Annotated in this window: 31 protein-coding genes, 1 tRNA gene and 1 other RNA gene; 22 read left to right on the plus strand and 11 right to left on the minus strand. The window is 38.8% G+C overall.

The features are described 5' to 3' along the window. Positions 1–17: 17 nt before the first annotated feature. Positions 18–167 carry a 50S ribosomal protein L33 gene (gene rpmG, locus HMPREF2637_RS01145; protein ID WP_002262412.1) on the minus strand — a complete coding sequence of 50 codons (150 nt, stop codon included), beginning with the start codon at positions 165–167 and terminating at the stop codon, positions 18–20. A gap of 15 nt (positions 168–182) precedes the next feature. Continuing rightward, positions 183–365: a 50S ribosomal protein L32 gene (gene rpmF, locus HMPREF2637_RS01150; protein WP_002892130.1), complete on the minus strand. Its 183-nt coding sequence runs from the start codon at positions 363–365 to the stop codon at positions 183–185. A 230-nt stretch (positions 366–595) separates the two neighbouring features. Here rpmF and HMPREF2637_RS01155 point away from each other — a divergent pair, with 230 nt between their 5' ends. From HMPREF2637_RS01155 to yaaA, 9 genes are all read left to right on the plus strand, one after another. After that, positions 596–1,708, plus strand: a complete 1,113-nt coding sequence (locus HMPREF2637_RS01155; RefSeq protein WP_064523607.1) for a vitamin B12 independent methionine synthase — start codon at positions 596–598, stop codon at positions 1,706–1,708. Positions 1,709–1,773: 65 nt separating this feature from the next. Then, positions 1,774–1,905, plus strand: coding sequence for a PTS transporter subunit EIIB (locus HMPREF2637_RS11425; RefSeq protein WP_064523604.1), 132 nt, complete (start codon positions 1,774–1,776; stop codon positions 1,903–1,905). 99 nt (positions 1,906–2,004) lie between these two features. After that, positions 2,005–2,247, plus strand: coding sequence for a hypothetical protein (locus HMPREF2637_RS11430; RefSeq protein ID WP_253183486.1), 243 nt, complete (start codon positions 2,005–2,007; stop codon positions 2,245–2,247). Positions 2,248–2,265: 18 nt separating this feature from the next. Next, positions 2,266–2,865 carry a PTS transporter subunit gene (locus HMPREF2637_RS11435; RefSeq protein ID WP_253183487.1) on the plus strand — a complete coding sequence of 200 codons (600 nt, stop codon included), beginning with the start codon at positions 2,266–2,268 and terminating at the stop codon, positions 2,863–2,865. A 205-nt stretch (positions 2,866–3,070) separates the two neighbouring features. Continuing rightward, positions 3,071–4,351 (plus strand): histidine--tRNA ligase, encoded by a 1,281-nt coding sequence (gene hisS / locus HMPREF2637_RS01175; protein WP_064523601.1) that lies wholly within the window; start codon positions 3,071–3,073, stop codon positions 4,349–4,351. A gap of 7 nt (positions 4,352–4,358) precedes the next feature. Continuing rightward, complete coding sequence (locus HMPREF2637_RS01180) at positions 4,359–4,781, plus strand: hypothetical protein (RefSeq protein WP_064523598.1); 423 nt, start codon at positions 4,359–4,361, stop codon at positions 4,779–4,781. A gap of 109 nt (positions 4,782–4,890) precedes the next feature. Further along, positions 4,891–6,642: an aspartate--tRNA ligase gene (gene aspS / locus HMPREF2637_RS01185; protein WP_064523594.1), complete on the plus strand. Its 1,752-nt coding sequence runs from the start codon at positions 4,891–4,893 to the stop codon at positions 6,640–6,642. Then, a complete protein-coding gene (locus HMPREF2637_RS01190; protein ID WP_002885781.1) occupies positions 6,635–7,576 on the plus strand; it encodes a YitT family protein in 942 nt (313 codons plus the stop codon). Before aspS ends, HMPREF2637_RS01190 begins: the two co-directional genes overlap by 8 nt. A gap of 86 nt (positions 7,577–7,662) precedes the next feature. Then, positions 7,663–8,394, plus strand: a complete 732-nt coding sequence (gene yaaA / locus HMPREF2637_RS01195) for a peroxide stress protein YaaA (protein WP_064523591.1) — start codon at positions 7,663–7,665, stop codon at positions 8,392–8,394. A 28-nt stretch (positions 8,395–8,422) separates the two neighbouring features. Here yaaA and nrdG read toward each other — a convergent pair whose 3' ends face one another. The 9 genes from nrdG to rpmB form a co-directional block, all read right to left on the minus strand. Then, complete coding sequence (gene nrdG, locus HMPREF2637_RS01200; RefSeq protein WP_002885801.1) at positions 8,423–9,028, minus strand: anaerobic ribonucleoside-triphosphate reductase activating protein; 606 nt, start codon at positions 9,026–9,028, stop codon at positions 8,423–8,425. 4 nt (positions 9,029–9,032) lie between these two features. Next, positions 9,033–9,533 (minus strand): GNAT family N-acetyltransferase, encoded by a 501-nt coding sequence (locus HMPREF2637_RS01205; RefSeq protein ID WP_064523588.1) that lies wholly within the window; start codon positions 9,531–9,533, stop codon positions 9,033–9,035. Between the two features lies 1 nt (position 9,534). Next, a complete protein-coding gene (locus HMPREF2637_RS11440) occupies positions 9,535–9,666 on the minus strand; it encodes a hypothetical protein (RefSeq protein WP_002885877.1) in 132 nt (43 codons plus the stop codon). 90 nt (positions 9,667–9,756) lie between these two features. Then, the gene (gene nrdD / locus HMPREF2637_RS01210) at positions 9,757–11,961 is read right to left on the minus strand and encodes an anaerobic ribonucleoside-triphosphate reductase (protein WP_064523584.1); all 2,205 of its coding nucleotides are present in this window, start codon (positions 11,959–11,961) and stop codon (positions 9,757–9,759) included. 98 nt (positions 11,962–12,059) lie between these two features. Continuing rightward, positions 12,060–13,706, minus strand: coding sequence for a hypothetical protein (locus HMPREF2637_RS01215; protein ID WP_064523580.1), 1,647 nt, complete (start codon positions 13,704–13,706; stop codon positions 12,060–12,062). A 212-nt stretch (positions 13,707–13,918) separates the two neighbouring features. Next, positions 13,919–14,224: a DUF1292 domain-containing protein gene (locus tag HMPREF2637_RS01220; RefSeq protein WP_002887079.1), complete on the minus strand. Its 306-nt coding sequence runs from the start codon at positions 14,222–14,224 to the stop codon at positions 13,919–13,921. A gap of 105 nt (positions 14,225–14,329) precedes the next feature. Then, positions 14,330–14,749: a Holliday junction resolvase RuvX gene (gene ruvX / locus HMPREF2637_RS01225; RefSeq protein ID WP_002887078.1), complete on the minus strand. Its 420-nt coding sequence runs from the start codon at positions 14,747–14,749 to the stop codon at positions 14,330–14,332. Next, on the minus strand, positions 14,749–15,015 hold the full coding sequence (locus HMPREF2637_RS01230) for an IreB family regulatory phosphoprotein (protein WP_002885737.1): 267 nt from the start codon (positions 15,013–15,015) through the stop codon (positions 14,749–14,751). The genes ruvX and HMPREF2637_RS01230 overlap by 1 nt, the downstream gene beginning before the upstream one ends. A gap of 126 nt (positions 15,016–15,141) precedes the next feature. After that, positions 15,142–15,330: a 50S ribosomal protein L28 gene (gene rpmB, locus HMPREF2637_RS01235; RefSeq protein WP_002885786.1), complete on the minus strand. Its 189-nt coding sequence runs from the start codon at positions 15,328–15,330 to the stop codon at positions 15,142–15,144. 169 nt (positions 15,331–15,499) lie between these two features. Here rpmB and HMPREF2637_RS01240 point away from each other — a divergent pair, with 169 nt between their 5' ends. The 13 genes from HMPREF2637_RS01240 to HMPREF2637_RS01300 all read left to right on the plus strand — a co-directional run bounded on the left by HMPREF2637_RS01240 (position 15,500) and on the right by HMPREF2637_RS01300 (position 25,636). Continuing rightward, positions 15,500–16,768 carry a replication-associated recombination protein A gene (locus HMPREF2637_RS01240; RefSeq protein ID WP_048790915.1) on the plus strand — a complete coding sequence of 423 codons (1,269 nt, stop codon included), beginning with the start codon at positions 15,500–15,502 and terminating at the stop codon, positions 16,766–16,768. Between the two features lie 86 nt (positions 16,769–16,854). Next, positions 16,855–17,050, plus strand: a non-coding RNA gene (gene ssrS, locus HMPREF2637_RS01245) — 6S RNA. After that, positions 17,051–17,123: transfer RNA gene (locus tag HMPREF2637_RS01250), tRNA-Lys, on the plus strand. A 192-nt stretch (positions 17,124–17,315) separates the two neighbouring features. After that, complete coding sequence (locus HMPREF2637_RS01255; RefSeq protein ID WP_064523571.1) at positions 17,316–17,822, plus strand: DNA topology modulation protein; 507 nt, start codon at positions 17,316–17,318, stop codon at positions 17,820–17,822. Between the two features lie 264 nt (positions 17,823–18,086). Next, positions 18,087–19,379 carry an adenylosuccinate synthase gene (locus HMPREF2637_RS01260; RefSeq protein WP_002887072.1) on the plus strand — a complete coding sequence of 431 codons (1,293 nt, stop codon included), beginning with the start codon at positions 18,087–18,089 and terminating at the stop codon, positions 19,377–19,379. 275 nt (positions 19,380–19,654) lie between these two features. Further along, complete coding sequence (locus tag HMPREF2637_RS01265) at positions 19,655–20,089, plus strand: low molecular weight protein-tyrosine-phosphatase (RefSeq protein WP_064523568.1); 435 nt, start codon at positions 19,655–19,657, stop codon at positions 20,087–20,089. After that, entirely contained in the window at positions 20,086–20,496 is a 411-nt protein-coding gene (locus tag HMPREF2637_RS01270; protein WP_064523565.1) for an MORN repeat-containing protein, read from the plus strand. Before HMPREF2637_RS01265 ends, HMPREF2637_RS01270 begins: the two co-directional genes overlap by 4 nt. Continuing rightward, positions 20,493–22,316 (plus strand): acyltransferase family protein, encoded by a 1,824-nt coding sequence (locus tag HMPREF2637_RS01275; RefSeq protein WP_064523563.1) that lies wholly within the window; start codon positions 20,493–20,495, stop codon positions 22,314–22,316. Before HMPREF2637_RS01270 ends, HMPREF2637_RS01275 begins: the two co-directional genes overlap by 4 nt. A gap of 80 nt (positions 22,317–22,396) precedes the next feature. Continuing rightward, positions 22,397–23,398 (plus strand): Holliday junction branch migration DNA helicase RuvB, encoded by a 1,002-nt coding sequence (gene ruvB / locus HMPREF2637_RS01280; RefSeq protein WP_002887068.1) that lies wholly within the window; start codon positions 22,397–22,399, stop codon positions 23,396–23,398. A 244-nt stretch (positions 23,399–23,642) separates the two neighbouring features. Beyond that, positions 23,643–23,951: a 30S ribosomal protein S10 gene (gene rpsJ, locus HMPREF2637_RS01285; RefSeq protein WP_002885653.1), complete on the plus strand. Its 309-nt coding sequence runs from the start codon at positions 23,643–23,645 to the stop codon at positions 23,949–23,951. 114 nt (positions 23,952–24,065) lie between these two features. Further along, positions 24,066–24,692, plus strand: a complete 627-nt coding sequence (gene rplC / locus HMPREF2637_RS01290) for a 50S ribosomal protein L3 (RefSeq protein ID WP_002885755.1) — start codon at positions 24,066–24,068, stop codon at positions 24,690–24,692. 24 nt (positions 24,693–24,716) lie between these two features. Beyond that, positions 24,717–25,340 (plus strand): 50S ribosomal protein L4, encoded by a 624-nt coding sequence (rplD, locus tag HMPREF2637_RS01295; protein ID WP_002885795.1) that lies wholly within the window; start codon positions 24,717–24,719, stop codon positions 25,338–25,340. Further along, complete coding sequence (locus HMPREF2637_RS01300) at positions 25,340–25,636, plus strand: 50S ribosomal protein L23 (protein ID WP_002887066.1); 297 nt, start codon at positions 25,340–25,342, stop codon at positions 25,634–25,636. The genes rplD and HMPREF2637_RS01300 overlap by 1 nt, the downstream gene beginning before the upstream one ends. Positions 25,637–25,643: the final 7 nt, after the last annotated feature.

Raw genomic sequence — 25,643 nt, forward strand, 5'->3', positions numbered from 1 at the left:
TGATTCGTATTGAAACCTTATTTAACCTCAGTAAAGATTACGTGTTTACGCAATTTTGGTGAGTATTTTTTCAATTGAAGACGGTCTGGAGTGTTACGTTTGTTTTTTGAAGTAAGGTACAAGCGTTCACCAGATTCTTTGTGTTCAAGTGTAATATTTACGCGCATGGTATCTCCCTTCTATTATTTAGTTGCGTTAGCTTTAGCGATTTTACGTCCTTTGTAGTATCCTTTAAGTGATACACGGTGTGAACGTGAGTAATCTCCAGTTGTTTCGTCAAATTGTACTGATGGAGCAGTCAATTTGTAGTGTGTACGACGTTTGTTTTTCTTCGCTTTTGAAGTGTGACGTGCAGGTACTGCCATTTCTTTATTTCCTCCGAATTAATATTTATGTTCTTGATTTTAAATCAACTATAACAGAATAACATATCTTTTTTGTAAAGTAAAGTTGCTTGACAAAAAAACTTTCCAAGAAATAATATAGTTAAAAACTATATCTTGCGATAACAAATATATATTTCACAGCTATAACAGCAAGTGCTAGAATAGGCTTATTATTACATTAAGTGAAAGCATAAAAGGAGTAAATAACTATGAGTAAAGTCCATTATCATTTTGATCATGTTGGCTCTTACCTTCGTCCACAAGCTTTAAAAGAAGCACGTGAAAAATTTGCCAATGGTGAAATCTCGCAAGAAGAATTGTTGAAAGTACAAGATGAATTGGTTAAGGAATTGGTTCATCATGAGGTAGAAAATGGTCTTCAAGTAGTTTCTGATGGTGAATTTGGTCGTTCTTGGTGGCACCTTGATTTCCTATGGAACCTAACTGGTTTTGAAGCTTACCAACAAGAAGATTCATATAAATTCCATGGAGCTAAGACACGTACAACCAACGTTCGTATCAATGGTAAGATTGCCGAAAATCCTAATCATCCTTTCTATCGTGACTTTGAATATCTTAAATCAGTGACTCCTGAAGGAATTACTCCAAAAGTAACTATTCCAAGTCCATCACTCATCATTAACCGTGACCACCGTAGTGATCTTTATGCAGATTACTATGATTCATGGACAGATTTTCTTGATGATTTGGCAAAAGCTTACCATGATACCATCCAACATTTCTACGATTTGGGTGCACGTTATGTGCAGTTGGATGATACGACTTGGGGTTATTTGATTCAACAGTTTGAGAATGAAAAAAATAATCCTGAGAAAACAGCTGAGTTGGTAAAAATTGCTGAGGATGATGTATACACTATCAATAAAGCCTTGGAAGGTCTTCCAGAAGATTTGACTTTGGCTACTCATATTTGTCGTGGAAACTTTAAATCAACTTATCTTTTTGAAGGTGGCTATGATTCAGTAGCTAAATATCTTGGGAAATTGAATTATGATATCTTCTTCTTGGAATACGATGATGCGCGTTCAGGTAGCTTCGCACCACTTCCAACGATTTGGAATAACCGTGATCATGTTGAATTGGTGCTTGGTGTGATTACTTCTAAGAATCCAGCTTTGGAAGATGTAGATGCTGTCATCGCTCGTATTCATGAAGCGGCTGAGCTTGTACCACTTAAGAATCTTGGTATCTCAACTCAATGTGGTTTTGCATCAACTGAAGAAGGCAATATCTTGACTGAGCAAGACGAGTGGAATAAATTACAATTGATTAAAACAATTACTGATAAAGTTTGGTCATAATAGAAAAAATGTAGAGGACAGGCTCAGCTTGTTCTCTCTTTTTATGAGTATAGAAAGGAAGTGTCATGAACTATAAAGAGACAGGACAGAAGATTTTAGATGCTATAGGAGGAAAGGATAAAGTTCAGAATCTTGTAAACTGTGCTAAACGTTTATGTTTTACCTTAGCGGATGATAAAGTTGTTCAAACTATCTAAGGTATTGTGAGTTTGGCTAAGAGTGGTGGCCAGTATCAAGTTGTTGTTGGAGTGATGCACCAAATGTATACCGTGCTTTGGAAGGCTTATTAGACCTAGATGAAGTGTCTAAGGAATCATAGGAAAAACAAGACAGAACTCCTCTTAGCCCTTATTTCTGGGATTTTCACACCAATCTTACCGGTAATTACAGCAGCAGGGATGATCAAAGCCGTTTTGTCTCTTTTGGTTGTCTTTAAGGTAGCAGCTGTAGATGATGTTAACGATCAAGTTCTTAATTTTATTGGTGATGCTGAATTTTATTTTTTACCTGTATTTTTAGGTGCTTCAGCAGCTCGATAGTTTAAGACAAACACTCAATTGGAGATGTTGATTGGTGCTATTTTATTACACCCAACTTTTACGCCGATTGTGACAACTGCCAAGGAATCAGGTCATGGCGTCTCTTTCTTTAGTATTCCTCTTACATTAACTTCTTACTCATCAACGGTTATTTCTGTTATTTTGGCAGTTTGGTTTATGAGTTATGTGGAGCACTTTGCAATTAAAATTTCATCAAAGGCTGTTAAATTTTTCTTGGTGCCTATGATTACGACCTTGATCACTGCAATCGTAACACTTTTGATTTTAGGTCCAGGTGCTTTGGCTTCGAATGTGGCTCAGGGGGGAGTAGCCCTTGCTATTGCTTTAAAAACTAAGGATACCAATAAAAAAGCTCTGGCTTCATCTGCTGGAATTACTGCAATTTGTGGGATTACGGAACCGGCTCTTTATGGAGTAACTTTGCAAAATAAAGCTGCCCTCATAGGATCTATTGTTGCAGGGGGAGTAGGTGGCTTCTTCCTTGGTATTTTAGGGGCGAGAAATTTTGCAGGTGCTTCCCCAGGTCTCTTGACGATTGCAGCCTATATCGGTGAAGATACACTTAAATATTTTACACAGCTATTGCAGGTCTTGTAATTTCTGTTGTGATTTCTTTTATTGTGACCTTCGTTCTTTATAAAGAAGATTAATGATTGTGGCAGGTCGGGAGGTCTGTTTCTTTCTTACGTTGAAAAAACCTCTACCATTTCCCAAAAGCTATGTAAATTATGATAGAATAGAGTGATTATATCTGTAATAACGGAAAAGGAGGGCAGGTCTATTTGAGACCTGTATCATCATTATGAAACTTCAAAAACCTAAGGGAACGCAGGATATTTTACCTGCTGATAGTGCTAAATGGCAGTACGTAGAAAATGTTGCACGTGAAACATTTAAGAAATACAATTATGGTGAAATTCGTACACCTATGTTTGAACATTACGAGGTCATTTCACGTTCAGTAGGTGATACAACTGACATCGTTACTAAGGAAATGTACGATTTTCATGATAAGGGAGACCGTCATATCACACTTCGTCCAGAAGGAACAGCACCGGTTGTACGCTCTTATGTAGAAAATAAACTCTTTGCGCCAGAGGTTCAAAAACCCGTTAAAGTTTATTATATTGGATCAATGTTCCGTTATGAACGTCCTCAAGCAGGACGCTTGCGTGAGTTCCACCAACTTGGTGTAGAGTGCTTTGGATCAAAAAATCCAGCCACAGATGTTGAAACCATTGCTATGGCCTACCAACTCTTTAATACGCTTGGCATCAAGGAAGTTACCCTTCATTTGAATAGCCTTGGAAATACTGAGAGTCGTCTGGCTTATCGTCAGGCCTTGATTGACTACTTGACACCAATGCGTGATACTTTATCAAAAGATAGTCAACGCCGTTTGGATGAAAATCCTTTGCGAGTACTCGATTCAAAAGAAAAAGAAGATAAGGTTGCAGTTGAAAATGCACCCTCTATTCTTGATTATTTAGATGACGAAAGTCAAGCGCACTTTGACGAAGTGCGTGCCATGCTCGATAGTCTTAACATTCCTTATGTGATTGATACTAATATGGTACGTGGTCTTGATTACTACAACCACACGATTTTTGAATTTATTACCACTATTGATAAGTCTGAATTGACAATCTGTGCGGGCGGTCGTTACGATAGTTTAGTTGAATACTTCGGTGGTCCAGAAACAGCTGGTTTTGGTTTTGGACTTGGTTTAGAACGCTTGCTTTTGGTTCTTTATAAACAAGGTATTGAACTTCCGGTGGAAGAAAGTCTAGATGTTTACATTGCAGTACTTGGTTCAGGTGCTAATGGTAAAGCTCTTGAGTTAGTTCAAGCTATCCGCTATCAAGGATTTAAAGCTGAACGTGATTACCTTGGACGGAAGATTAAGGCACAATTCAAGTCAGCAGATACCTTCAAGGCCAAGACTGTTATCACATTAGGTGAGAGTGAAGTGGAGTCAGGTCAAGTTAATGTCAAAAATAATGCTACTCGTGAGGAAGTTACTGTAAGTTTCGAAGAGCTAACTAAGAACTTTGCAGCAGTCCTCGAACAGTTAGAAAAGTAGGGGGCATATGATTAGTATAGTTGATATGCTCAAACGGAGTGAAAAGTTTAGTTTGGCTTTTGATCGTAGTATGCCTATTCGTTTCCAACAACAGTTTTGGCAGTTGATTGCTTTTCTTGATAAGCATGAAATTACTTGGTTTAATGATGAGCCTGCAAGTAATCATGCGATGTGTCAGCAATTACTTGGTCAAGTTTGGCGTCAAGATTGTCAAGATGTAGTCTTGAGTTTTGAAACTCAGGAACGTTATTTGGGATGGCAGGTAGACGAGGAAACTGATGAACTTAGTGTTATCATTGAAGATGTTTACGGTTTCCGCTGGAATAGTTTACTTGACTTAGAAACAGCTGATTATCGTTTTGAAGATTTTGAAGAGTTTGCTGAAGATTACGTGGATACTAGTGATTTGTTGAAACAATTTGGCAAATAGTTTGATAAAAAAGAAAGTCTATTAAAATTCTAACCTGAAATGGGTGGGGTTTTGATGGGCTTTTTGCTATAATAGTTAAGACTAAAAAATTAACGAAAGAAGTGTATTTATGGAACGTTCTATGTATGCCGGACGTGTTCGTAGTGAACACATCGGAACTACTATTACTTTGAAAGGTTGGGTATCTCGCCGTCGTAACCTCGGAGGTTTGATTTTCATCGATCTTCGTGACCGTGAAGGTTTGATGCAGTTGGTTGTTAACCCTGAGAATGCGGATGCAACTGTGGTTGAAACAGCTGAGAGCTTGCGTAGCGAATTTGTTATTGAAGTAACAGGAACTGTTGAAGCGCGTGAACAAGCTAATGATAACTTGCCTACAGGTGCTGTCGAACTTAAAGTTGAAGACCTTAAAATCCTTAATACTGCCAAAACAACACCATTTGAAATCAAAGATGGTGTTGAGGCTAGTGATGATACACGTATGCGTTACCGCTACTTGGATCTTCGTCGTCCAGAGATGTTGGAAAACTTTAAGCTCCGTGCAAAGGTAACTCACGCCATCCGTAATTATCTTGATGACTTGGAATTTATCGATGTTGAAACACCAATGTTGACAAAATCTACACCAGAAGGTGCTCGTGATTACTTGGTTCCAAGCCGTGTTAGCCAAGGCCACTTTTATGCTCTTCCGCAAAGTCCCCAAATCACTAAACAGTTATTAATGAATGCTGGTTTTGACCGTTATTATCAAATTGTTAAGTGTTTCCGTGATGAAGATTTGCGTGGAGATCGTCAACCTGAGTTTACACAAGTTGACTTGGAAACCTCATTCCTTAATGAGCAAGAAATCCAAGATATTACTGAAGGGTTGATTGCTAAAGTCATGAAAGAAACTAAAGGTATTGAAGTTACACTACCATTCCCACGCATGTCTTACGATGATGCCATGAATAACTATGGTTCTGACAAGCCAGATACACGCTTTGACATGCTTTTACAAGACTTGACAGAGGTTGTCAAGGGTGTAGACTTCAAAGTGTTTGCTGAGGCACCAGCTGTTAAGGCAATTGTTGTCAAAGGAAATGCAGACAAATACTCACGTAAAAGTATTGACAAGTTGACAGAGTTTGCCAAACAATTTGGCGCAAAAGGTCTTGCTTGGGTTAAGATGACTGACGGAGCTCTAGCAGGTCCAGTTGCTAAATTCTTGACAAGTATTGAAGGCAAGTTGACAGATGCTTTACACCTTGAAGAGAATGATCTAGTTCTTTTTGTAGCAGATACACTTGAAATCGCTAATAACACACTTGGTGCTTTGCGTAATCAAATTGCTAAAGAACTTGACATGATTGACAACACTAAGTTTAACTTCCTTTGGGTTGTCGATTGGCCAATGTTTGAGTGGTCTGAAGAAGAAGGGCGCTATATGTCTGCTCACCACCCATTTACTTTGCCAACAGAAGATTCTGCAGCAGAGCTTGAAGGAGATCTTTCCAAGGTACGTGCTGTAGCTTATGATATTGTCTTGAATGGTTATGAGCTTGGTGGAGGTAGTCTACGTATCAATCATAAAGACCTACAGGAACGTATGTTGAAAGCTCTTGGTTTCTCTGAAGAATCAGCCTATGAGCAATTTGGATTCCTTCTTGAAGCTATGGACTATGGTTTCCCACCACATGGTGGTTTGGCTATCGGTCTTGACCGTTTTGTTATGCTTCTTGCAGGTAAAGATAATATCCGTGAAGTGATTGCCTTCCCTAAAAATAATAAGGCATCAGATCCTATGACTCAGGCTCCAAGTCTTGTGGCTGATAAACAGTTGGAAGAACTTGCCCTTCATGTAGATTTAGAAAATGAATAAAGCACCTCTTCATAAACATGTTAAATTTGTAGCGAAAAAGTCTGCGAAGAAAATGGGCGTTTTGCAGGCTGTACGTAGTATTTCCCGTGAAAAATATACTGAAAAAGTCTCAGCTTCTTTACTTTATGGTCTCTTATCGTCAATCGCCGTTAATTTCTTTTTTCAACCTGGACATGTTTACTCCAGTGGAGCAACAGGTTTGGCACAGGTTTTATCGGCATTGAGTGTTAGAACTTTGGGCTTTGAGATACCAGTATCATTGACTTTCTATGCGATTAATATCCCTCTCTTGATTATGGCTTGGTACAAGATTGGCCATAAATTTACTATCTTTACCTTCATTACAGTAACGATGAGTTCCCTTTTTATTCAGGTGATGCCACATGTAACCTTGACAGAGGATCCTTTGATCAATGCTATCTTTGGTGGTTTGGTCATGGGAACAGGAATTGGTTTCGGTTTAAAATCTCGTATCTCTAGTGGGGGGACGGATATCGTTAGCCTCACTATTCGTAAGAAAACAGGCCGTGATGTTGGTAATATCTCCTTGATTGTCAATGGGATTATCATGGTTTTTGCGGGCATTCTTTTTGGTTGGAAATACGCTCTCTATTCAATGGTTACGATTTTTGTTTCTAGTCGAGTAACGGATGCGATTTTCACAAAACAAAAGAAAATGCAGGCTATGATTGTTACAAGTAATCCAGATCCAGTTGTACGAATGATCCAGAAGAAACTCCACCGTGGAGTAACGTTGATTAATGATGCGGAAGGAACATATAATCACGAAAAGAAAGCCGTATTATTGGCGATTATTACGCGTGAAGAGTATACTGACTTCAAGCATTATATGAGAAAAGCAGACCCTAAAGCTTTTGTCTCCATTGCAGAAAATGTACATATTCTAGGTCGTTTTGTTGATTTAGATGACTAACAAAAAAAGGAAGTTGACGAACGTTAGCTTCTTTTTTGTTGGATAGAATTCTTGACGAAATGCTTGCTTGACTTTACAATATCAGTATGATTAGATTTTTAATTCCAACCGCAAAAGAAATGAGGGCCAGTAAGGAAGTTCCGTCTCAAAAATTATCCGAAAAGAGTGCGGCTATCCTAACTGAAATGTCACAATTATCCACAGATGAATTGTCCACAGCTTATAAAATAAAGTCCGAGCAGGCTGAGAAAGAGAAGCAGCGCTGGGCTGCGATTTTGTCGGGAGAAGCGAAGAACTATCCGGCTGTCGAGCTTTTTAATGGACTGATGTATCGTCACATCAAACGTAGTGACTTATCCACATGTGAAAAAGAATTCTTAGACCAACAAGTATTTATCACATCTTCTTTTTATGGAATCATTCCCGCTTTTTACCCGATTCAAGAACATCGTCATGACTTTCATACGAAGATTAAGGTTGATGGTCAGTCCTTAAAAAACTATTGGCGTGCTGAATATGATCAATTTTTAGAGGAGAGTCAAGTTCCGGTTGTTTCTTTGCTTTCAAGTGAATTCGAGGATGTTTTTAGTCCAACTCTTCGTAAGCAGTTATTCACGGTTAGTTTTATGGAAGACCGCAATGGGGTTCTTAAGACTCACTCTACGATTTCCAAAAAGGCAAGAGGGGCTTTTTTGACAGCTGTTATGGAGGAGAATTGTCAAACGATTAATGATTTACGAAAATTGTCTTTTGATGAGTTTAATTATCGTGAGGATTTATCCTCTAATAATGAGCTAGTTTTTGTTAAAATTGCATAAAAAGTCTGAGTTATAAGCTCAGACTTTTTTATAGCATATCTTTACGATCGACTTGTTCATAGTTCGTTTGACCGTCATTTAGCTTGTCCCAAATAACGACTTCTCCTTGATTAAGAGATTTTTTGACATCAATAATACGTTGATTAGATGATCCTCGAAACTGGAGCATAAGGTTCTTTTTAGTGATGTCAAAGCGGCCGTCAACGAGAATGTCAACGAGTTGAAGAAGTTCTAGTTTATCAGGAGTTTCAAGCATCAACTCCTCCCAAGTATAACCAGTCCAAGACCAGATATCTTTTTCCGGGAGTTCCTCACGAATGCGTTTGACTAGGGGAATGAGAATTCCTGTGTTTAGGAAGGGTTCACCACCAAGTAGCGTGAGACCTTGTACGTAAGGTTGAGCTAGATCCCTCATGATTTGTTCTTCAAGTTCTTTAGTATAGGGAATTCCTGCCTTAAAGGACCAGGTGGCAGCGTTATAGCATCCCTCGCAATGAAACATGCAACCAGAGACGTAAAGGGAGTTACGCACGCCTTCACCATCAACGAAATTAAAAGCTTTGTAGTCAATAATACGTCCTTGGCTAAGTTCTTCAGACTTCCATTCCTGTGGTTTTGGTGTATTCCATGTCATGATTCTACTCCAAATCTATCCAATAGCGCTCAGTTTCATGGCGAATGTTCTCCAACTGGCCACCGTTGGCTAATATAACAGCTCGACTAGCAGGATTCTTGATACTACAAGTGACCAGAGCACGATGAATATTCTTGTCTTTAGCTACTTGTAAGCCTTGACGGAGTGATTCTTTCGCATAACCCTTTCCTCGTTCGGATGGACGGATAGAGTAGCCAATATGGCCCCCTTTTTCTAGTAAGTAGTCATTTAATCGGAGACGAAGGTTGAGGAAACCAAGAGCATGATCCGCTTCGTCAAAACTAACCAGCTGGATAGCAGGAACCCAGTTTTCAGGAATATTGAGTCCCGCTTCCGCTTGAATATTTTCTTCCAGCCACTCTTCATAAACAAAATTGTCGGGGTTCCAAAATCCACCATCATGATCAGCTTGCTCCCTTTCAAATTCAGCCATCATCTCTAAGATAGCTTCTTTATCTGTTTGACTTGGACGGCGTAAAATCATATTACTTCTTCTTTCCAGCTTTTTTCAAAAGGGCTTGGACACGTGCTTTTTTATCATTTTTTACGGTTGCATTTTTTTCGTGGTAACGTTCCACTTGTTGCATACCTTTATAATCTAATTGATATTTTCCCATAATATTCCTTTCTAAAAATGAAATAAGCAAAGCAGTTGGAAGGTATCATCCAGCTGCTTCTAGTTTATTATAAAAGTATTCTAGGTCTTATTAAAGGTGTTTACCTTCATATTTTATGGTTGAACCGTTCATGTGTTTGACTCGAGCAGAGATTTCTTTGTGGCGTCCTTTAACCATTGGGCGTGCCTGTGGATTTCCTAGATAGCCGCAAGTACGTTTGACAACATCAACTGTTTTAGGATCTGTGTTGCCACAGTTAGGACACATGAATCCACGTTCTGTTGGGGTGAAGTCCCCTTCAAAGTCACACTTGTAGCATTTATCTATTGGAGTATTCGTTCCAAGATAACCGACACGGTCATAAGCAAAGTCCCAGACAGCCTCGAGTGCTTTAGGGTTTTGCTGGAGGACTGGATATTCACAATAATGGATGAATCCACCAGTTGCGCCAGCTTCTGGGTAAGCTTTTTCGAATTCTAATTTTTCAAATGGTGTTGGATTTTTACGAACATCGTAGTGGAAAGAGTTGGTGTAATATTCTTTATCTGTGATATCAGTCACGACACCGAATTTTTCAGTATCCAAACGACAGAAGCGATCAGTCAAACTTTCTGATGGTGTTGAATAAACAGAGAAATGATAATCATATTCGTCAGACCAACCTTCACAAGCATTTTTCATAGCTTTTACGATATTTAAAGTAAATGCCTTGGCTTCTAGATTTGTCTCCCAGTCACTACCATAAAAAACAGATGCTACTTCATAAAGCCCAATATAACCAAGTGATACGGTTGCACGACGATGTTTGAAGAGTTGATTTACATTGTCGAATTTACCTAGACGTTGGCCAAAGGCCCCATACTGATAAAGTATAGGCGCATTAGCAGGTGTAGCTTCTTTGACACGTTCAACTCGATAGACGAGTGCATCTTTGGCAATTCCCATTCTTTCTTCAAAAATTTCCCAAAATTTATCCTGGTCTCCCTTAGATTCTAGGGCAATTCGAGGAAGATTAAGGGTTACAACCCCCAGATTCATTCGTCCAGAATTAACTTCAACACCATTTTCATCCTTCCACCCCTGTAGGAAGGAACGACATCCCATAGGAGCCTTGAAGGAACCCGTCAATTCAATGACTTTGTCATATGATAGGACATCTGGGTACATACGCTTTGTTGCACATTCAAGAGCTAGTTGTTTAATATCGTAGTTAGGTGAGCTAGGCTCTAAGTTAAGTCCACGTTTTAAGGTGAAAATCAGTTTAGGGAAAATAGCTGTACGGTGTTCGGAGCCAAGTCCTAAAATACGAACTTGTAGGATAGCCTTTTGGATTTCACGCTCAAACCAGCTTGTTCCCAAACCGAAACCTAGAGAGGTAAAGGGAGTCTGTCCATTTGAAGTGAAAAGCGTATTAATCTCATATTCAAGAGATTGCATGGCATCGTAGATATCTTTACGCGTTTTGGCGCGTGCATAATCTTCACGTTTTTCTTCAGCTACCCACTCTTTAGCATCAGCTAAGTGTTTTTTGTAGTTAAGTTTTGCGTAAGGAGCTAAAAACTCATCGATACGGTCAGCAGTACAGCCACCATATTGACTAGAGGCAACATTTGCGATGATTTGTGAAATTTGTGCTGTTGCAGTTTGAATGGATTTAGGACTTTCAACTTCAGCGTTACCGATTTTAAAACCATTTGCCAACATGCCTTTGAAGTCAATCAAACAACAGTTGGTCATAGGTGTGTAGGGGCTATAGTCTAAATCGTGGAAATGGATATCTCCCTTTTGATGAGCATTTGCCACGTGTGGAGGAAGCATCTTAAGTCCTACAGATTTTCCGACAATTCCTGCGGTTAAATCACGTTGTGTATTGTAAAGGTCGCTATCTTTATTAGCATTTTCATGAACAACAGCTTGATCTTTATTAACAAGTTTACTGATGGTGAAATTGATGTCAGTAGCCTGAGAACGCTCAAAATCACGTTTGGTACGATAGTTAATATATTCTTGAGCGATAGTATATTCGTTAGCTTCGAGTAACTCGTGCTCTACAATGCTTTGGATTTCATATATTTTGATATTTTGACTGAAGCGGTCATTGATTTCAGCAACAATACGGTTGGCAATTCCTTCCAACTTTGCTTCAATTAAGGGTGTGATAGGTGTAATAGCCTCACTTGCTTTGAGAATAGCTTCATATATTTTACTTGAATCAAAGACAACCATACGCCCATCGCGTTTGATGACTTTGATATCAGGATTGATTGTAACCTTTTCTTTTTCTAATGTAATCATCTAAAAATCACCTCGTTACTAATTATAGCACTAGGCAAAAAAAAATCAATATATTGTGGTATATTTTTATCTCAACCACTATATATTGATTTTTCGACCTATTTTAGGACGTAAACAGTGTATCGTTCAACGCCTTTTACAGGGGCTTTTTTATAGTTTTTTGAAAGTGTAGATTTAACATCAGAAGGTAGTTGTGTATCTTGTTGGACAACGATATATTGTGCTGAATCTTGGATAATAGTATCTGAGAGAGCTTTCTGATGACTAGATTTAGCTGTGTTAAGTTCTGGAAGAACAAATTGTGAGGCTGCTTTACGACCGCTTTCCAAATAAATTTTTGCTGATGAATCGTAAACGTAGATAGTTTCATCTTTTTTGGTATTTTTAGCGAGGTAATTTGCAACAGTACTACGTTCAGTATTATTTCCTAAATTAAATAGGAACATAATGATTGGCATCGCGAAAGCAAATGCAAAGACTGCAATAGGTAAGAAGTAATTACGACTAAGGAAGATACCAAAAACTTTAAGTGTGTGAATCTGGTTACCATTACGACGTCGGTGAGAGGTTCGCTCTGCTCTCTTTTTAATAGCATCATCTAAAGAAAGTGCTGTCAAGACTAGACCATAAGGTACGATGTTGAGAATACTGTAAAGTCCAAAACTTTGAGAGAACAAGCTGTAAACCACTGTAAAGATAAAACTAAGGAGTAGTACCCACTTGATGCTCTTATCTTTAGCATCGCCAAGAAGGTGGTTGCTTGTAGTCAGTGCACCAATAAGTAATCCAGAGCCGATGACAGCAAAACTTTGGTAAGCTAACGTAAGTAGAAAGTCATTTTTTTCTACAGCAAGTTGTGTAAAGTTGTAAACCAAAACTTGGTTAATATAGTCCGATGTAATTTGTAAATTCAGGATAAAGTAAAGACATAGATACAATACTAGAATGTTACCAAAAATAATACAAAGAACTTGATAAAAACCACGAGCAAAGTGTTTGTTGACAAGGTTGTAAACGAAGATTGTCACAAGTGACAATATCCAGAAAATAAGAGTTCGAGCTTCAAAAAGAGCTCCCGCAGTGCCAGCGAAGCCGTAAAGAATAAAGGCTTCATCACGACTGTGACCCGCAAAGTAACGAGTTAAGAAGAAGATAGCACCTAGGACAAAAGGCATAGCAAATTGGATAGGGTAGAGCCCACCAAAACCAAGTGTTCCATTAGTGACATAGAAAATAATACTAATTAGAGTGGCAATTTCCTTCTTGTTTGTCATGTGCATGACAGTCTTGTAAAGGTAACTTCCAGAAAGATAGTAGCTAAGGAATTGAATAGGAATCAGCCAAAGAGTTGATCCTAAACGGAAAGCCAGAGAAACTAGTAAGTAATAAAAGAAGCCGCCTGTCGCAAAAAAGTCAGAGTAGGGTAAGCTACCATTGGCAAACATTTTTGCAATGTAAAGGTTTTGAGACTGTATATTATTGGCAAAGTCTGTAAAGCAGGGAACTGATATACTAAAAATACTCAAAATCAAACTGAGAATCAGGATATGGCCTTTATGCTTCCATGGAAGTGAAATCTTAGTTTTTTTCTCTATTTGAGACGAATTGGATTCTTCTGTATGTCCCTGAATTGCCACTTCAATCTTTTCGGATTGATTATCTTGTGTATGAGAGCGATGGTGGCTTCGATGATAACCTTGGTAGCCACTTGAATCTAAAGTATTGTCTTCGTTGTATGGACTCACAATTAAACTCCTTTGTTGACATTTGGATAGTTATAAATAAAAGGGTCTTATCCCCTAATTGTCTTATTTAAAGTATATCAGATAATACCATTTAGTCAATTTTCCTCTAATTTCTTACATTTAAGAAAAAAATATCTAAAAAAGAGACTGAGATACAATATCCCAATCTCTTTTTAACAAGTCATTTCTTTGCCTATGGCATTGATTATTTTTTAGTTTTCATCGATGAAGCTATTGAAAACTTCTTCAATCATATCCCATTCAGCATCTGAATCTTCAGGGATTGGTTGAAGGTCGCCTTCAGTACCGTCTTCATTTTCAGTGAATGAGTATGCTTGGATTTCAATTTCTCCATTAGCATCTTCTTCAGCACCAGCTGGTACCAAAAGAACATAGTTTTTACCAAATTCTTCGCGTCCATCAATAGTCAACAAGATTTCAAAAAGTGTTTCATTTCCTTGTTCGTCTACTAAAGTGATGACTTCATGATCATGGTTGTGGTCGTGATTGTGTGACATATTGTTCTCCTTTTTGTAGAGAGCACTGAATAGTGAGGAAATCTAGTATATTGCTTGGCAATTTACTAGATTGTCACTTGACTATTAGGTCTCTATTACACTTTCTTAAAACATTCGATCGAGGTAGTTTTGTAGAATAAGTTGGGCAGCTAATTTATCAATAACTTTTTTACGTTTACCACGGCTGACATCTGCTTGTTCAACCAACATACGCTCGGCTTGAACAGTTGTCAAGCGTTCGTCTTGGTAATCTACAGGAATTCCAAAGATTTCCTTGATTTTGTCACCATAGGCTTTGCTTGCCTCAACACGTGGTCCTTCAGTGTTATTCATATTTTTAGGAAGACCAACAACAAATTTTTCTACCTTATATTCTTTAACGAGCTCGCCTAGTCGGTCGAAACCAAACTCTTCAGCCTCCTCGTCAATTTTGATAATTTCAACGCCTTGGGCTGTAAAACCGAGGGGATCACTAATCGCAACACCTACTGTTTTTGAGCCAACATCAAGTCCCATTACTCGCATTAGAGGTCAATTCCATTTCCTTTAAGATAATAGCGAACGAGTTCTTCAACGATTTCATCACGTTCGTATTTACGAATCTGGTTACGGGCGTCATTATAACGCGGAACATAAGCAGGGTCACCGCTCAGAACATAACCGACAATTTGGTTGATAGGATTATAACCTTTCTCAGCCAACGAACGGTAGACATTTGTCAAAGTATTACTGATTTCATCTTTGCTACCGTCGTCTAGGTTGAAACGAACAGTTTCATCTGTAAATCCCATACTGACACCTTCTTTCTATAAGAATTATCTGTTAGTTCTTTATTATAACATAAGTATAGCCAAAAGGGAAAGACGATGAACAAAAAAAGAGACGACTGAAGTCATCTCTCTTAATATCCAATAAGATTAAACGCGTTCAACTTTACCAGATTTAAGCGCACGAGCTGAAGCCCAAACTTTTTTAGGTTTACCATCAACAAGGATAGTAACTTTTTGAAGGTTAGGTTTAACGGCACGTTTAGTTTTGTTCATAGCGTGTGAACGGTTGTTTCCAGAAACAGTTTTACGTCCTGTAAAGTAACATACTTTAGCCATTTCGTGTTTTCCTCCTAGGTAGAATTTATTACGGATGTGCTAGCACCACATACCAAAACATTCTATCATAAGAATTTAGGTTTGACAAGAACTATTTATAATTTCTTTTTATAACAAAATAGTATATGCTTATTATAATAAGAAAAAATCAGTTGAAAAAGGAGAGAAGATGCCAGATAATCTTGCTCTACGCATGCGTCCACGTACAATTTCAGAGGTGATTGGTCAGAAGCATTTGGTTGGTGAAGGTAAAATTATTCGCCGTATGGTAGAAGCGAATATGCTGTCGTCAATGATTCTCTACGGACCACCAGGAATCGGGAAGACCTCAATAGCTAGTGCTATTGCAGGAACAACAAAATTTGCTTTTAGAACCTTTAATGCTACTGTTGATAGCAAGAAACGCCTGCAGGAAATTGCGGAAGAGGCTAAATTTTCAGGTGGCTTAGTTATGCTTCTAGACGAGATTCATCGTTTGGATAAAGCTAAACAAGACTTTTTATTGCCACTCTTAGAGAATGGCAATATTATCATGATTGGGGCTACAACGGAGAATCCGTTTTTTTCTGTCACACCAGCCATCCGTAGTCGTGTACAAATATTTGAGTTGGAACCACTCTCTAACGAGGATATTAAGGAAGCTATCCTAGGTGTTCTAGAGGACAAGGAGCGTGGCTTTGACTTTGATGTCCAGTTAGATGAGGATGCTCTAGATTTTATTGCTACGGCTACTAATGGTGATTTACGTTCGGCTTATAATTCCTTAGATTTAGCTGTCATGTCGACACCAGCTTCAGAAGATGGGCTTCGCCATATTACTTTAGATACAGTGGAAAATAGTTTACAACGTAGCTATATCACCATGGATAAAGACGGTGATGGACACTATGATGTGCTTTCTGCTTTGCAAAAATCTATTCGAGGCTCTGATGTTAATGCCAGTCTTCACTATGCAGCACGTTTGGTTGAAGCAGGAGATCTCCCTAGTCTAGCACGGCGCTTGACTGTGATTGCGTACGAGGATATTGGTTTAGCTAATCCTGATGCGCAAGTTCACACGGTTACAGCTTTGGAAGCTGCACAGAAAGTAGGTTTCCCAGAGGCGCGTATTTTGATTGCCAATGTAGTTGTTGACTTAGCTTTATCTCCTAAGTCGAATTCGGCTTATATGGCTATGGATGCTGCCTTGGCAGACCTTAGAAAATCAGGGAATTTACCTATTCCTCGTCATTTGAGAGATGGACACTATGCTGGAAGCAAGGAACTGGGCAATGCACAAGATTACAAGTATCCCCATGCTTATCCTGAAAAGTGGGTCAAGCAACAATACCTTCCAGATAAATTAAGAGGTGTAAATTATTTCCAACCCAATGAAACCGGGAAATATGAAAGAGCTCTTGGAGCTAATAAAGAACGGATTGATAAGTTATCTAGGTAATACGAGAGGAATCAACGAAAACGATTGCAAAAAAATTGTTTTTTCCTCTTGCAATAATTTTCAAAAGTGGTATTATAAAAACATAGAAATTGCTGTGGTATACGAATCCACATATAAGTGTTGACCGACTAATTTTTGTATTATCGGGAGACAGAGGTCTATTAACAGTGTGCAGGCTGGCTCACCCAGAAGCAACTGAAGTTAGTAGCGAGTCGCCCACCTGCTTTTTTACGTCGCGGGTTCAATACAAACCGTGGATCATCGGTACCAATACAGCATCCAGCCTCCTTAGCTCAGTTGGTAGAGCAGTGGACTCTTAATCCATGGGTCACAGGTTCGAGCCCTGTAGGGGGCAGTTTAATATCGAAAAGAGACTTGATTGTAGGTCTCTTTTTTTTTTATTTTTCTAAGAAAGAACTCACTTTAAACAGAACTTTACGTGCTTGTTTGTCCAAAGGAGAGTTGTTCCAAATGATAATTCCTTCTAAGATATATGCTTTGTGTTATGATATTAGTCAGGAAACAGAATTGAAAAAGGAGACCTGTGTTGAAAATTGCAATCATTGGCTATAGCGGCTCTGGAAAGTCAACTTTGGCAAACTTTTTAGGTCAACACTACAATTGTGAGGTTCTTCATTTAGATAAAATTCATTTCACATCAAATTGGCAAGAGCGAACAGTTGATGAAATGACTGACGATATATCAACATTTATGCTACAACGTGATTGGATTATTGAAGGGAATTACTCGGCCTGTCTTTATGAAGAACGGATGAGGGAAGCTGACTGTATTGTCTATTTCAACTTTAACAGAGTTAATTGTCTCTATCGGGCATTTAGGCGCTATTTAACATATAGGGGAAAGACACGTCCTAGCATGGCAGAAGGCTGTAATGAAAAATTTGATTTTGCATTTGTGAAATGGATTTTATTAGACGGACGTTCCAAAAAATATGTCGAGCAATATCATACAGTTGTTAAAAATTATTCTGACAAGACGACTGTTTTAAAGAATCAAAGGCAGTTAAATCATTATATGAGGCAGGTTAAATAACTAGTAGAATTATTTGGTCATAAAATAGCTGGTAGTTCTATATAAGATGTAAGGATAAAAAAGAGATTGTAAATAACGAGTTGCAATCTTAGCTATAACTGTCAGAATATTTTGTAAGAAGCGCTTTCAACGTTGAACAAATAGCCTTTTTTCTGCTATAATAAACTGTAACGCGAAACTTGTGGGTGAAATTCCCACCGTGAAGTTTTTCAAGAAAGGTGGGGACAGCCTCGTAAAGGTGGAGCTGTCCGTTATCAAAATAATATGACATCAGTAGTTGTTGTGGGTACCCAGTGGGGTGATGAAGGTAAAGGGAAAATTACAGATTTCCTAAGTCAAGATGCCGAAGTGATCGCACGTTATCAAGGTGGAGACAATGCAGGTCACACGATTGTTATCGATGGTAAGAAATTTAAATTGCACTTGATTCCATCAGGTATTTTCTTCCCAGAGAAAATCTCTGTTATCGGGAACGGTGTAGTGGTCAATCCTAAATCACTTGTCAAAGAGTTGGAATATCTTCATGCCGAAGGTGTGTCAACAGAGAGCCTTCGTATTTCTGACCGTGCGCACGTTATCTTGCCGTACCATATTAAACTTGATCAACTGCAAGAAGCTGCTAAAGGTGATAATAAGATTGGTACAACTAACAAAGGTATTGGGCCTGCCTATATGGATAAGGCTGCGCGTGTAGGTATCCGTATTGCAGACCTTTTGGACAAAGAAATCTTTGCTGATCGTTTGAAAACAAACTTAGCTGAGAAAAACCGTCTTTTCAGTAAGATGTATGAGGCTGAAGAATTATCATTCGATGAGATTTTTGAAGAATACTACGCTTACGGACAACAAATTAAGCAATACGTCACAGATACATCTGTTATCTTGAACGACGCTCTTGATGCAGGTAAACGTGTCCTCTTTGAAGGAGCTCAAGGGGTTATGCTTGATATTGACCAAGGTACGTACCCATTTGTAACGTCATCAAACCCAGTTGCGGGTGGTGTTACAATCGGTTCAGGTGTTGGTCCATCTAAAATCAATAAGGTCGTAGGTGTATGTAAGGCCTATACGAGTCGTGTTGGTGATGGTCCTTTCCCAACTGAGTTATTTGATGAAGTAGGTGAACGTATCCGTGAAGTTGGTCATGAATATGGAACAACAACTGGACGTCCACGTCGTGTGGGATGGTTTGACTCAGTGGTGATGCGCCATAGCCGTCGTGTATCAGGTATCACAAACCTCAGCTTGAACTGTATCGATGTTCTCTCAGGTCTTGACACTGTAAAAATTTGTGTAGCTTATGATCTTGATGGTGAGCGTATTGATTACTACCCAGCTAGTCTTGAGCAATTGAAACGCTGTAAACCAATCTATGAAGAATTGCCAGGTTGGGAAGAAGACATCACAGGTTGCCGTAGTTTAGATGAGCTTCCTGAAAATGCTCGTAATTATGTTCGACGTGTTGGTGAGTTGGTAGGTGTACGTATCTCTACTTTCTCTGTAGGACCAGGACGTGAACAAACAAACATTCTTGAAAGTGTTTGGTCAAATATCTAAAGCCAATAAAAGGAGAATCTAGGAAACTAGGTTCTCTTTTCTCACGCCTTAAACTTATAGATTAATATGAATGTTGCAACTGTTAAAAAAGGTAACTAATTTTTCGATATGATTAGGAAAGAAACCTTTCTATTTGATTAGTTTTTCGGTATAATATGGATTGATTAAATGAAAATTAATGAGAACCTACTTTCATGATTTAAAAGTGTGTTCGTAATTTTGACAAAGAAAATAAGTGAGCTTATCTCTTAATAGTTTTGGGCAAGAGGTGAATAATGAAGAAGATTGTATTTGTTTGTCTGGGGAATATTTGTCGTAGCCCAATGGCAGAATTTGTGATGAAAGAGCTGGACCAAGAAAAGTCTTTGCATATCGAAAGTCGCGCGACATCTTCATGGGAGCATGGAAATCCAGTTCATCAAGGTACCCAAAAGATTTTAAGGAAATATGCTATTTCTTTTGACTCTTCCAAGGGCTCACAGCAGATTAGTCAGGCTGATTTTGAGTTCTTTGATCTAGTTGTGGGAATGGATGAGTCAAATGTTGAGGATCTTCTACAGATATCTGCAGGGCATTATGACGATAAAATCAAGCTTTTCAGACCTGGTGGAGTGCCAGACCCATGGTACACAGGTGACTTTGAAGAAACATATAAATTGGTAACTGCAGGTTGTCGAGACTGGTTACAATGGATTAAGGATAGACAATGAATTTTAAACAACTAAAGAATTTTGATTTTAAAAATATTGATATTGACCGAAATCAATTTGAGCGTATCACAGTAGGGGTTATTATTTTATGCGCCCTGTCCTTGTTTTTGGTGACTATAAAAACGCAACATTCTATCAAGATTGATGGGACTAAGATTACCTATAAAGGTCAGATGCAGAACCACCGTTTGAATGGTCAAGGAACTTTGACCTATGACAATGGTGATACCTACACGGGAGAATTTAAGAATGGTTCCTTTAATGGTCAAGGAACCTTCAAATCTCATGAGGGTTGGATTTATCAAGGTGAGTTCAAGTCTGGCCAAGCCGATGGCCAAGGAAAATTGACCACTGAAAATAAGGTTACCTACAAAGGAAAATTTAAACAGGGGATTTTTAAAGGATGAGAATTAACTGGTTTTCTTATATTCGTGTGACAGGACTATTTTTGGTTCTGATCTATCATTTCTTCCCAAGTATTCTTCCTGGGGGCTTCATCGGTGTTGATGTCTTCTTTACCTTCTCAGGGTATTTGATTACAGCGCTTTTGATCGATGAGGTATCTCGGACGCATCGCATTGATTACCTTGGTTTTATGCGACGACGCTTCTACCGGATCGTACCACCACTTGTGTTGATGGTGCTTATCTGTACCCCTTTGGCACTCTTGGTTCGAAATGATTTTATTGCAGGTATTGGACGTCAAATTACCTCTGTTATCGGTTTTGTAACTAACTATTATGAGATTCTGACTGGAGGAAATTACGAGAACCAGTTTAACCAGCATATTTACCTCCATACATGGAGTCTGGCTATTGAGGTTCACTATTATATTCTTTGGGGTGCCTTGCTTTGGTTCCTAGCTAAGCGTGTCAAACATCAAAATCAATTTAGAGGCCTAGTCTTTATGGTATCTCTTGCTTGCTTTATGGTGAGCTTCTTATCAATGTTTATTAGTGCTTTCTTTGTTGATAGTTTTTCTCGCTTATATTTCTCATCAATTACGCATGCCTATCCATTCTTCCTAGGCTCGCTCTTTGCGACACTTTCAGGTGTGTATGAAACGACCGCTAGGTTCAAGAAAAATATACGTCTTTGGACTCTGAAAAAGACAGTCCTTTATATGGCAGGGAGTTTTGCCTTGCTCGTATTGTTGGGCTTAGTCCTTCATTTTGAGGAACGCATCACCTACCTATTTGGTTTTGTTTTGGCTAGTTTGTTCACGGCTGTTATGATTTACTCTGCCCGTGTCCTCCATGAGAAATTGCCTGGAAAATCAGAGCCTGCTCTTATTAGTTATCTGGCAGAGATCAGCTATAGTGTCTATCTTTTTCACTGGCCACTATATATTATCTTTAGTCAATTGACCAATAATATTATTGCAGTCATTCTGACAACGATTCTGTCAATTGTTTTTGCGACACTTTCCTACTATATAATAGAGCCATTTATTGCAGGAAGAAAGGCCAGTCTCTTTGGAATAGACCTAGACTTGACGCCGTACCGACATATTGTGCTTTATGTATTTAGTGGCCTCACTTTAATTACAGTGCTTATTTCTCTCTTTGCGCCGGCTGTAGGGAACTTTGAGAAAGATTTAGAAGCTAATGGGTTGTCGCAAGCTCAAACTAAGATGAAATTAACTCGTACCAATGCGGAGAACAGTCAGGCTACTTCATTTGGTGTGAATAAGGGAGTGACAATTTTAGGGGACTCCGTAGCTCTTAGATCAAAAGATCAGCTGGAATCAAGTATTGATAATGTCGCTATAGATGCAGTAGTCAGTCGTAACCTATCAACAATCAACGATTTGCTTAAAGATTACGCGGATAGTAATGCTCTTGCTAAGGATGTTGTCATTGCTGGTGGTGTTAATGAGATTGACGACTATAAAGGCGTTATTAATAAAATCATCAAGAATTTACCTAAGGGTCACCATATTATCTTTGTAACACCATATAATGGAAGTAAATCTGGTAACGAGGCTCAATCTTTGCTTCAGTTACGTAAGTATGAGTTAGAGATGGCTGAGAAATATGACTTTGTGACGGTTGCTGACTGGTATCAAGTGGCTAAAGAAAATATTTCTATCTGGAATGGTACAGATGGGGTTCACTTTGGATCCGATAGCGACTCAATTAACCGTGGTGCTAAACTCTATACTAAGACAATTAAAGAAGCTATAGAGAAAGCTGATAAAGCACCAGTTAAGGGTGGTAAGAAATAATTAAAAGAGAAGGCAAGTCTTGTCTTCTTTTTTATGGACAAATTTTGACTGCGTTTTTTGTTTTGTGCTAAAATAAGCCTATGGCAAGAATATTAGATAATGATTTACTAGGAGATGAAGAGTATGTTGAGCGTACCCTTCGTCCACAGTACTTTAAGGAATACATTGGTCAAGATAAGGTTAAAGACCAATTAAAGATTTTTATAGAGGCAGCTAAACTTCGTGATGAAGCCCTAGATCATACTCTTTTGTTTGGTCCTCCAGGTTTGGGGAAAACAACTATGGCTTTTGTGATAGCTAATGAGATGGGCGTCAATTTAAAGCAGACGTCTGGGCCAGCAATTGAAAAGGCTGGTGATTTAGTTGCTATACTCAATGACTTGGAGCCAGGTGATATCCTATTTATTGATGAGATTCACCGGATGCCTATGGCAGTTGAAGAAGTTCTTTATAGTGCTATGGAAGATTACTACATCGATATCATGATTGGTGCAGGCGAAACAAGTCGTAGTGTCCATCTAGAGTTACCACCGTTCACATTAGTAGGTGCAACTACTCGAGCAGGTATGTTGTCAAATCCATTGAGGGCTCGCTTTGGGATTAATGGTCATATGGAATATTATGAGCTACCAGATTTGAAGGAAATTATTGAACGTACTTCAGAAATCTTTGACATGACTATAACACCTGAAGCTGCTCTAGAGCTAGCACGTCGTAGCCGTGGGACGCCTCGTATTGCTAACCGCCTACTTAAGCGCGTGAGAGACTATGCACAAATCATGGGTGATGGTATCATTGATGATAAGATTGCAGACAAGGCGTTGACTATGTTGGATGTGGACCATGAAGGACTAGATTATGTCGATCAAAAAATTCTTCGAACTATGATTGAAATGTATGGTGGGGGACCGGTTGGTCTAGGTACCTTGTCGGTGAATATTGCAGAAGAGCGAGAAACGGTAGAAGATATGTATGAACCTTACTTAATTCAAAAAGGATTCATTATGCGTACACGTACAGGACGCGTTGCAACGGTTAAAGCCTATGAACACATGGGGTACGACTACACTCAAGAAAGTTGATAAAAAATCCATCGAAGATGGATTTTTTTGTTTAGTCAAAAAAGAAAATAAAGAAAAAGGAAAAAAACTTTAAAAATCCCTTGCAATGAGTAGGTTCTTTTGTTATTATATTATGGTGCTGTAAATACAGCGCTTAGCTATGATACAAGAGGTTGCGACACGCCTGGTTGCACTGCCACGCAATCCGTGTTGGTTTTCTTGAGGAGCTAGCCTATTATCTTAAATAGACGAAAGAGGAGAAAAAATGGCAAACAAAAAAATTCGTATCCGTTTGAAAGCTTACGAACACCGTACGCTTGATACAGCGGCTGAAAAAATCGTAGAAACTGCAACTCGCACAGGTGCGACAGTTGCTGGGCCAGTTCCACTTCCAACTGAACGTAGTCTCTACACAATTATTCGTGCGACTCACAAATATAAAGATTCTCGCGAACAATTTGAAATGCGTACACACAAACGTCTTATCGACATCATCAACCCAACTCAAAAAACAGTTGACGCTTTGATGAAACTTGATCTTCCAAGTGGTGTGAACGTAGAAATCAAACTTTAATTTAAAGCTTGATTCATTGAGCATAAAAAACGCTCGTTAAAAACTTTTTTGAGCATAAAAAACGCTCATAAAAAACTTTTTGAAAAAACAATAAAGTAAAGGAAATATTTTCTCATGACAAAAGGAATCTTAGGGAAAAAAGTGGGAATGACTCAAATCTTCACTGAAGCAGGTGAATTTATCCCTGTTACTGTCATCGAAGCTACTCCAAACGTTGTGCTTCAAGTTAAAACTGTTGAAACAGACGGTTACGAAGCAGTTCAAGTTGGTTTTGACGACAAACGCGAAGTATTGAGCAACAAACCTGCCAAAGGCCACGTAGCGAAAGCTAACACAGCTCCTAAGCGCTTCATTCGTGAATTCAAAAACATTGAAGGCTTGGAAGTTGGATCAGAAATCACTGTTGACACATTCGAAGCTGGAGATGTTGTTGACGTAACTGGTACTTCAAAAGGTAAAGGTTTCCAAGGTGTTATCAAACGCCACGGTCAATCACGCGGACCTATGGCTCACGGTTCTCGTTACCACCGTCGTCCAGGTTCAATGGGACCTGTTGCGCCTAACCGTGTTTTCAAAAACAAACACTTGGCAGGACGTATGGGTGGCAACCGTGTGACAATTCAAAACCTTGAAGTTGTACAAGTTATCCCAGAGAAAAACGTTATCCTTATCAAAGGTAACGTACCAGGTGCTAAGAAATCTCTTATCACTATCAAATCAGCAGTTAAAGCTGCTAAATAATAAGAAAGGAGAAATCAGTTAAAAATGGCAAACGTAAAACTATTTGACCAAACTGGTAAAGAAGTTAGCACAGTTGAACTTAACGACGCTATCTTCGGTATCGAACCAAACGAATCAGTAGTATTTGATGTCGTAATCAGCCAACGTGCTAGCCTTCGCCAAGGTACTCACGCGGTTAAAAACCGTTCAGCAGTATCAGGTGGTGGACGTAAACCATGGCGTCAAAAAGGAACTGGACGTGCTCGTCAAGGTTCTATCCGCTCACCACAATGGCGTGGTGGTGGTGTTGTCTTCGGACCAACTCCACGTTCTTACGGATACAAACTTCCACAAAAAGTTCGTCGCCTTGCATTGAAATCTGTTTACTCAGCTAAAGTTGCAGAAGATAAATTTGTAGCAGTTGAAGCTCTTTCATTTGCAGCTCCAAAAACTGCTGAATTCGCAAACGTTCTTTCAGCTCTTAGCATCGATTCTAAAGTACTTGTTATCGTTGAAGAAGGAAACAAATTCGCTGAACTTTCAGCACGTAACCTTGCAAACGTAACTGTTGCAACTCCTGCAACTGCAAGTGTACTTGACATCGTAAACGCAGATAAACTTCTTGTTACTAAAGAAGCTATCTCATCAATCGAGGAGGTTCTTGCATAATGAATTTGTATGACGTAATCAAAAAACCTGTTATCACTGAGAAATCTATGATTGCTCTTGAAGCAGGAAAATACACTTTCGAAGTTGATACACGTGCACACAAACTCTTGATCAAACAAGCAGTTGAAGCTGCATTTGAAGGTGTTAAAGTTGCTAGCGTGAACACTGTAACTGTTAAACCAAAACAAAAACGTGTTGGACGTTACACTGGTTTCACTTCAAAAACTAAAAAAGCTATCATCACTCTTACAGCTGATTCTAAAGCAATCGAGTTGTTTGCAGCTGAAGCTGAATAATCAAAGG

This window comes from Streptococcus sp. HMSC065H07 (genome assembly GCF_001837325.1).
Classification (GTDB): Bacteria; Bacillota; Bacilli; order Lactobacillales; family Streptococcaceae; genus Streptococcus; species Streptococcus salivarius_H.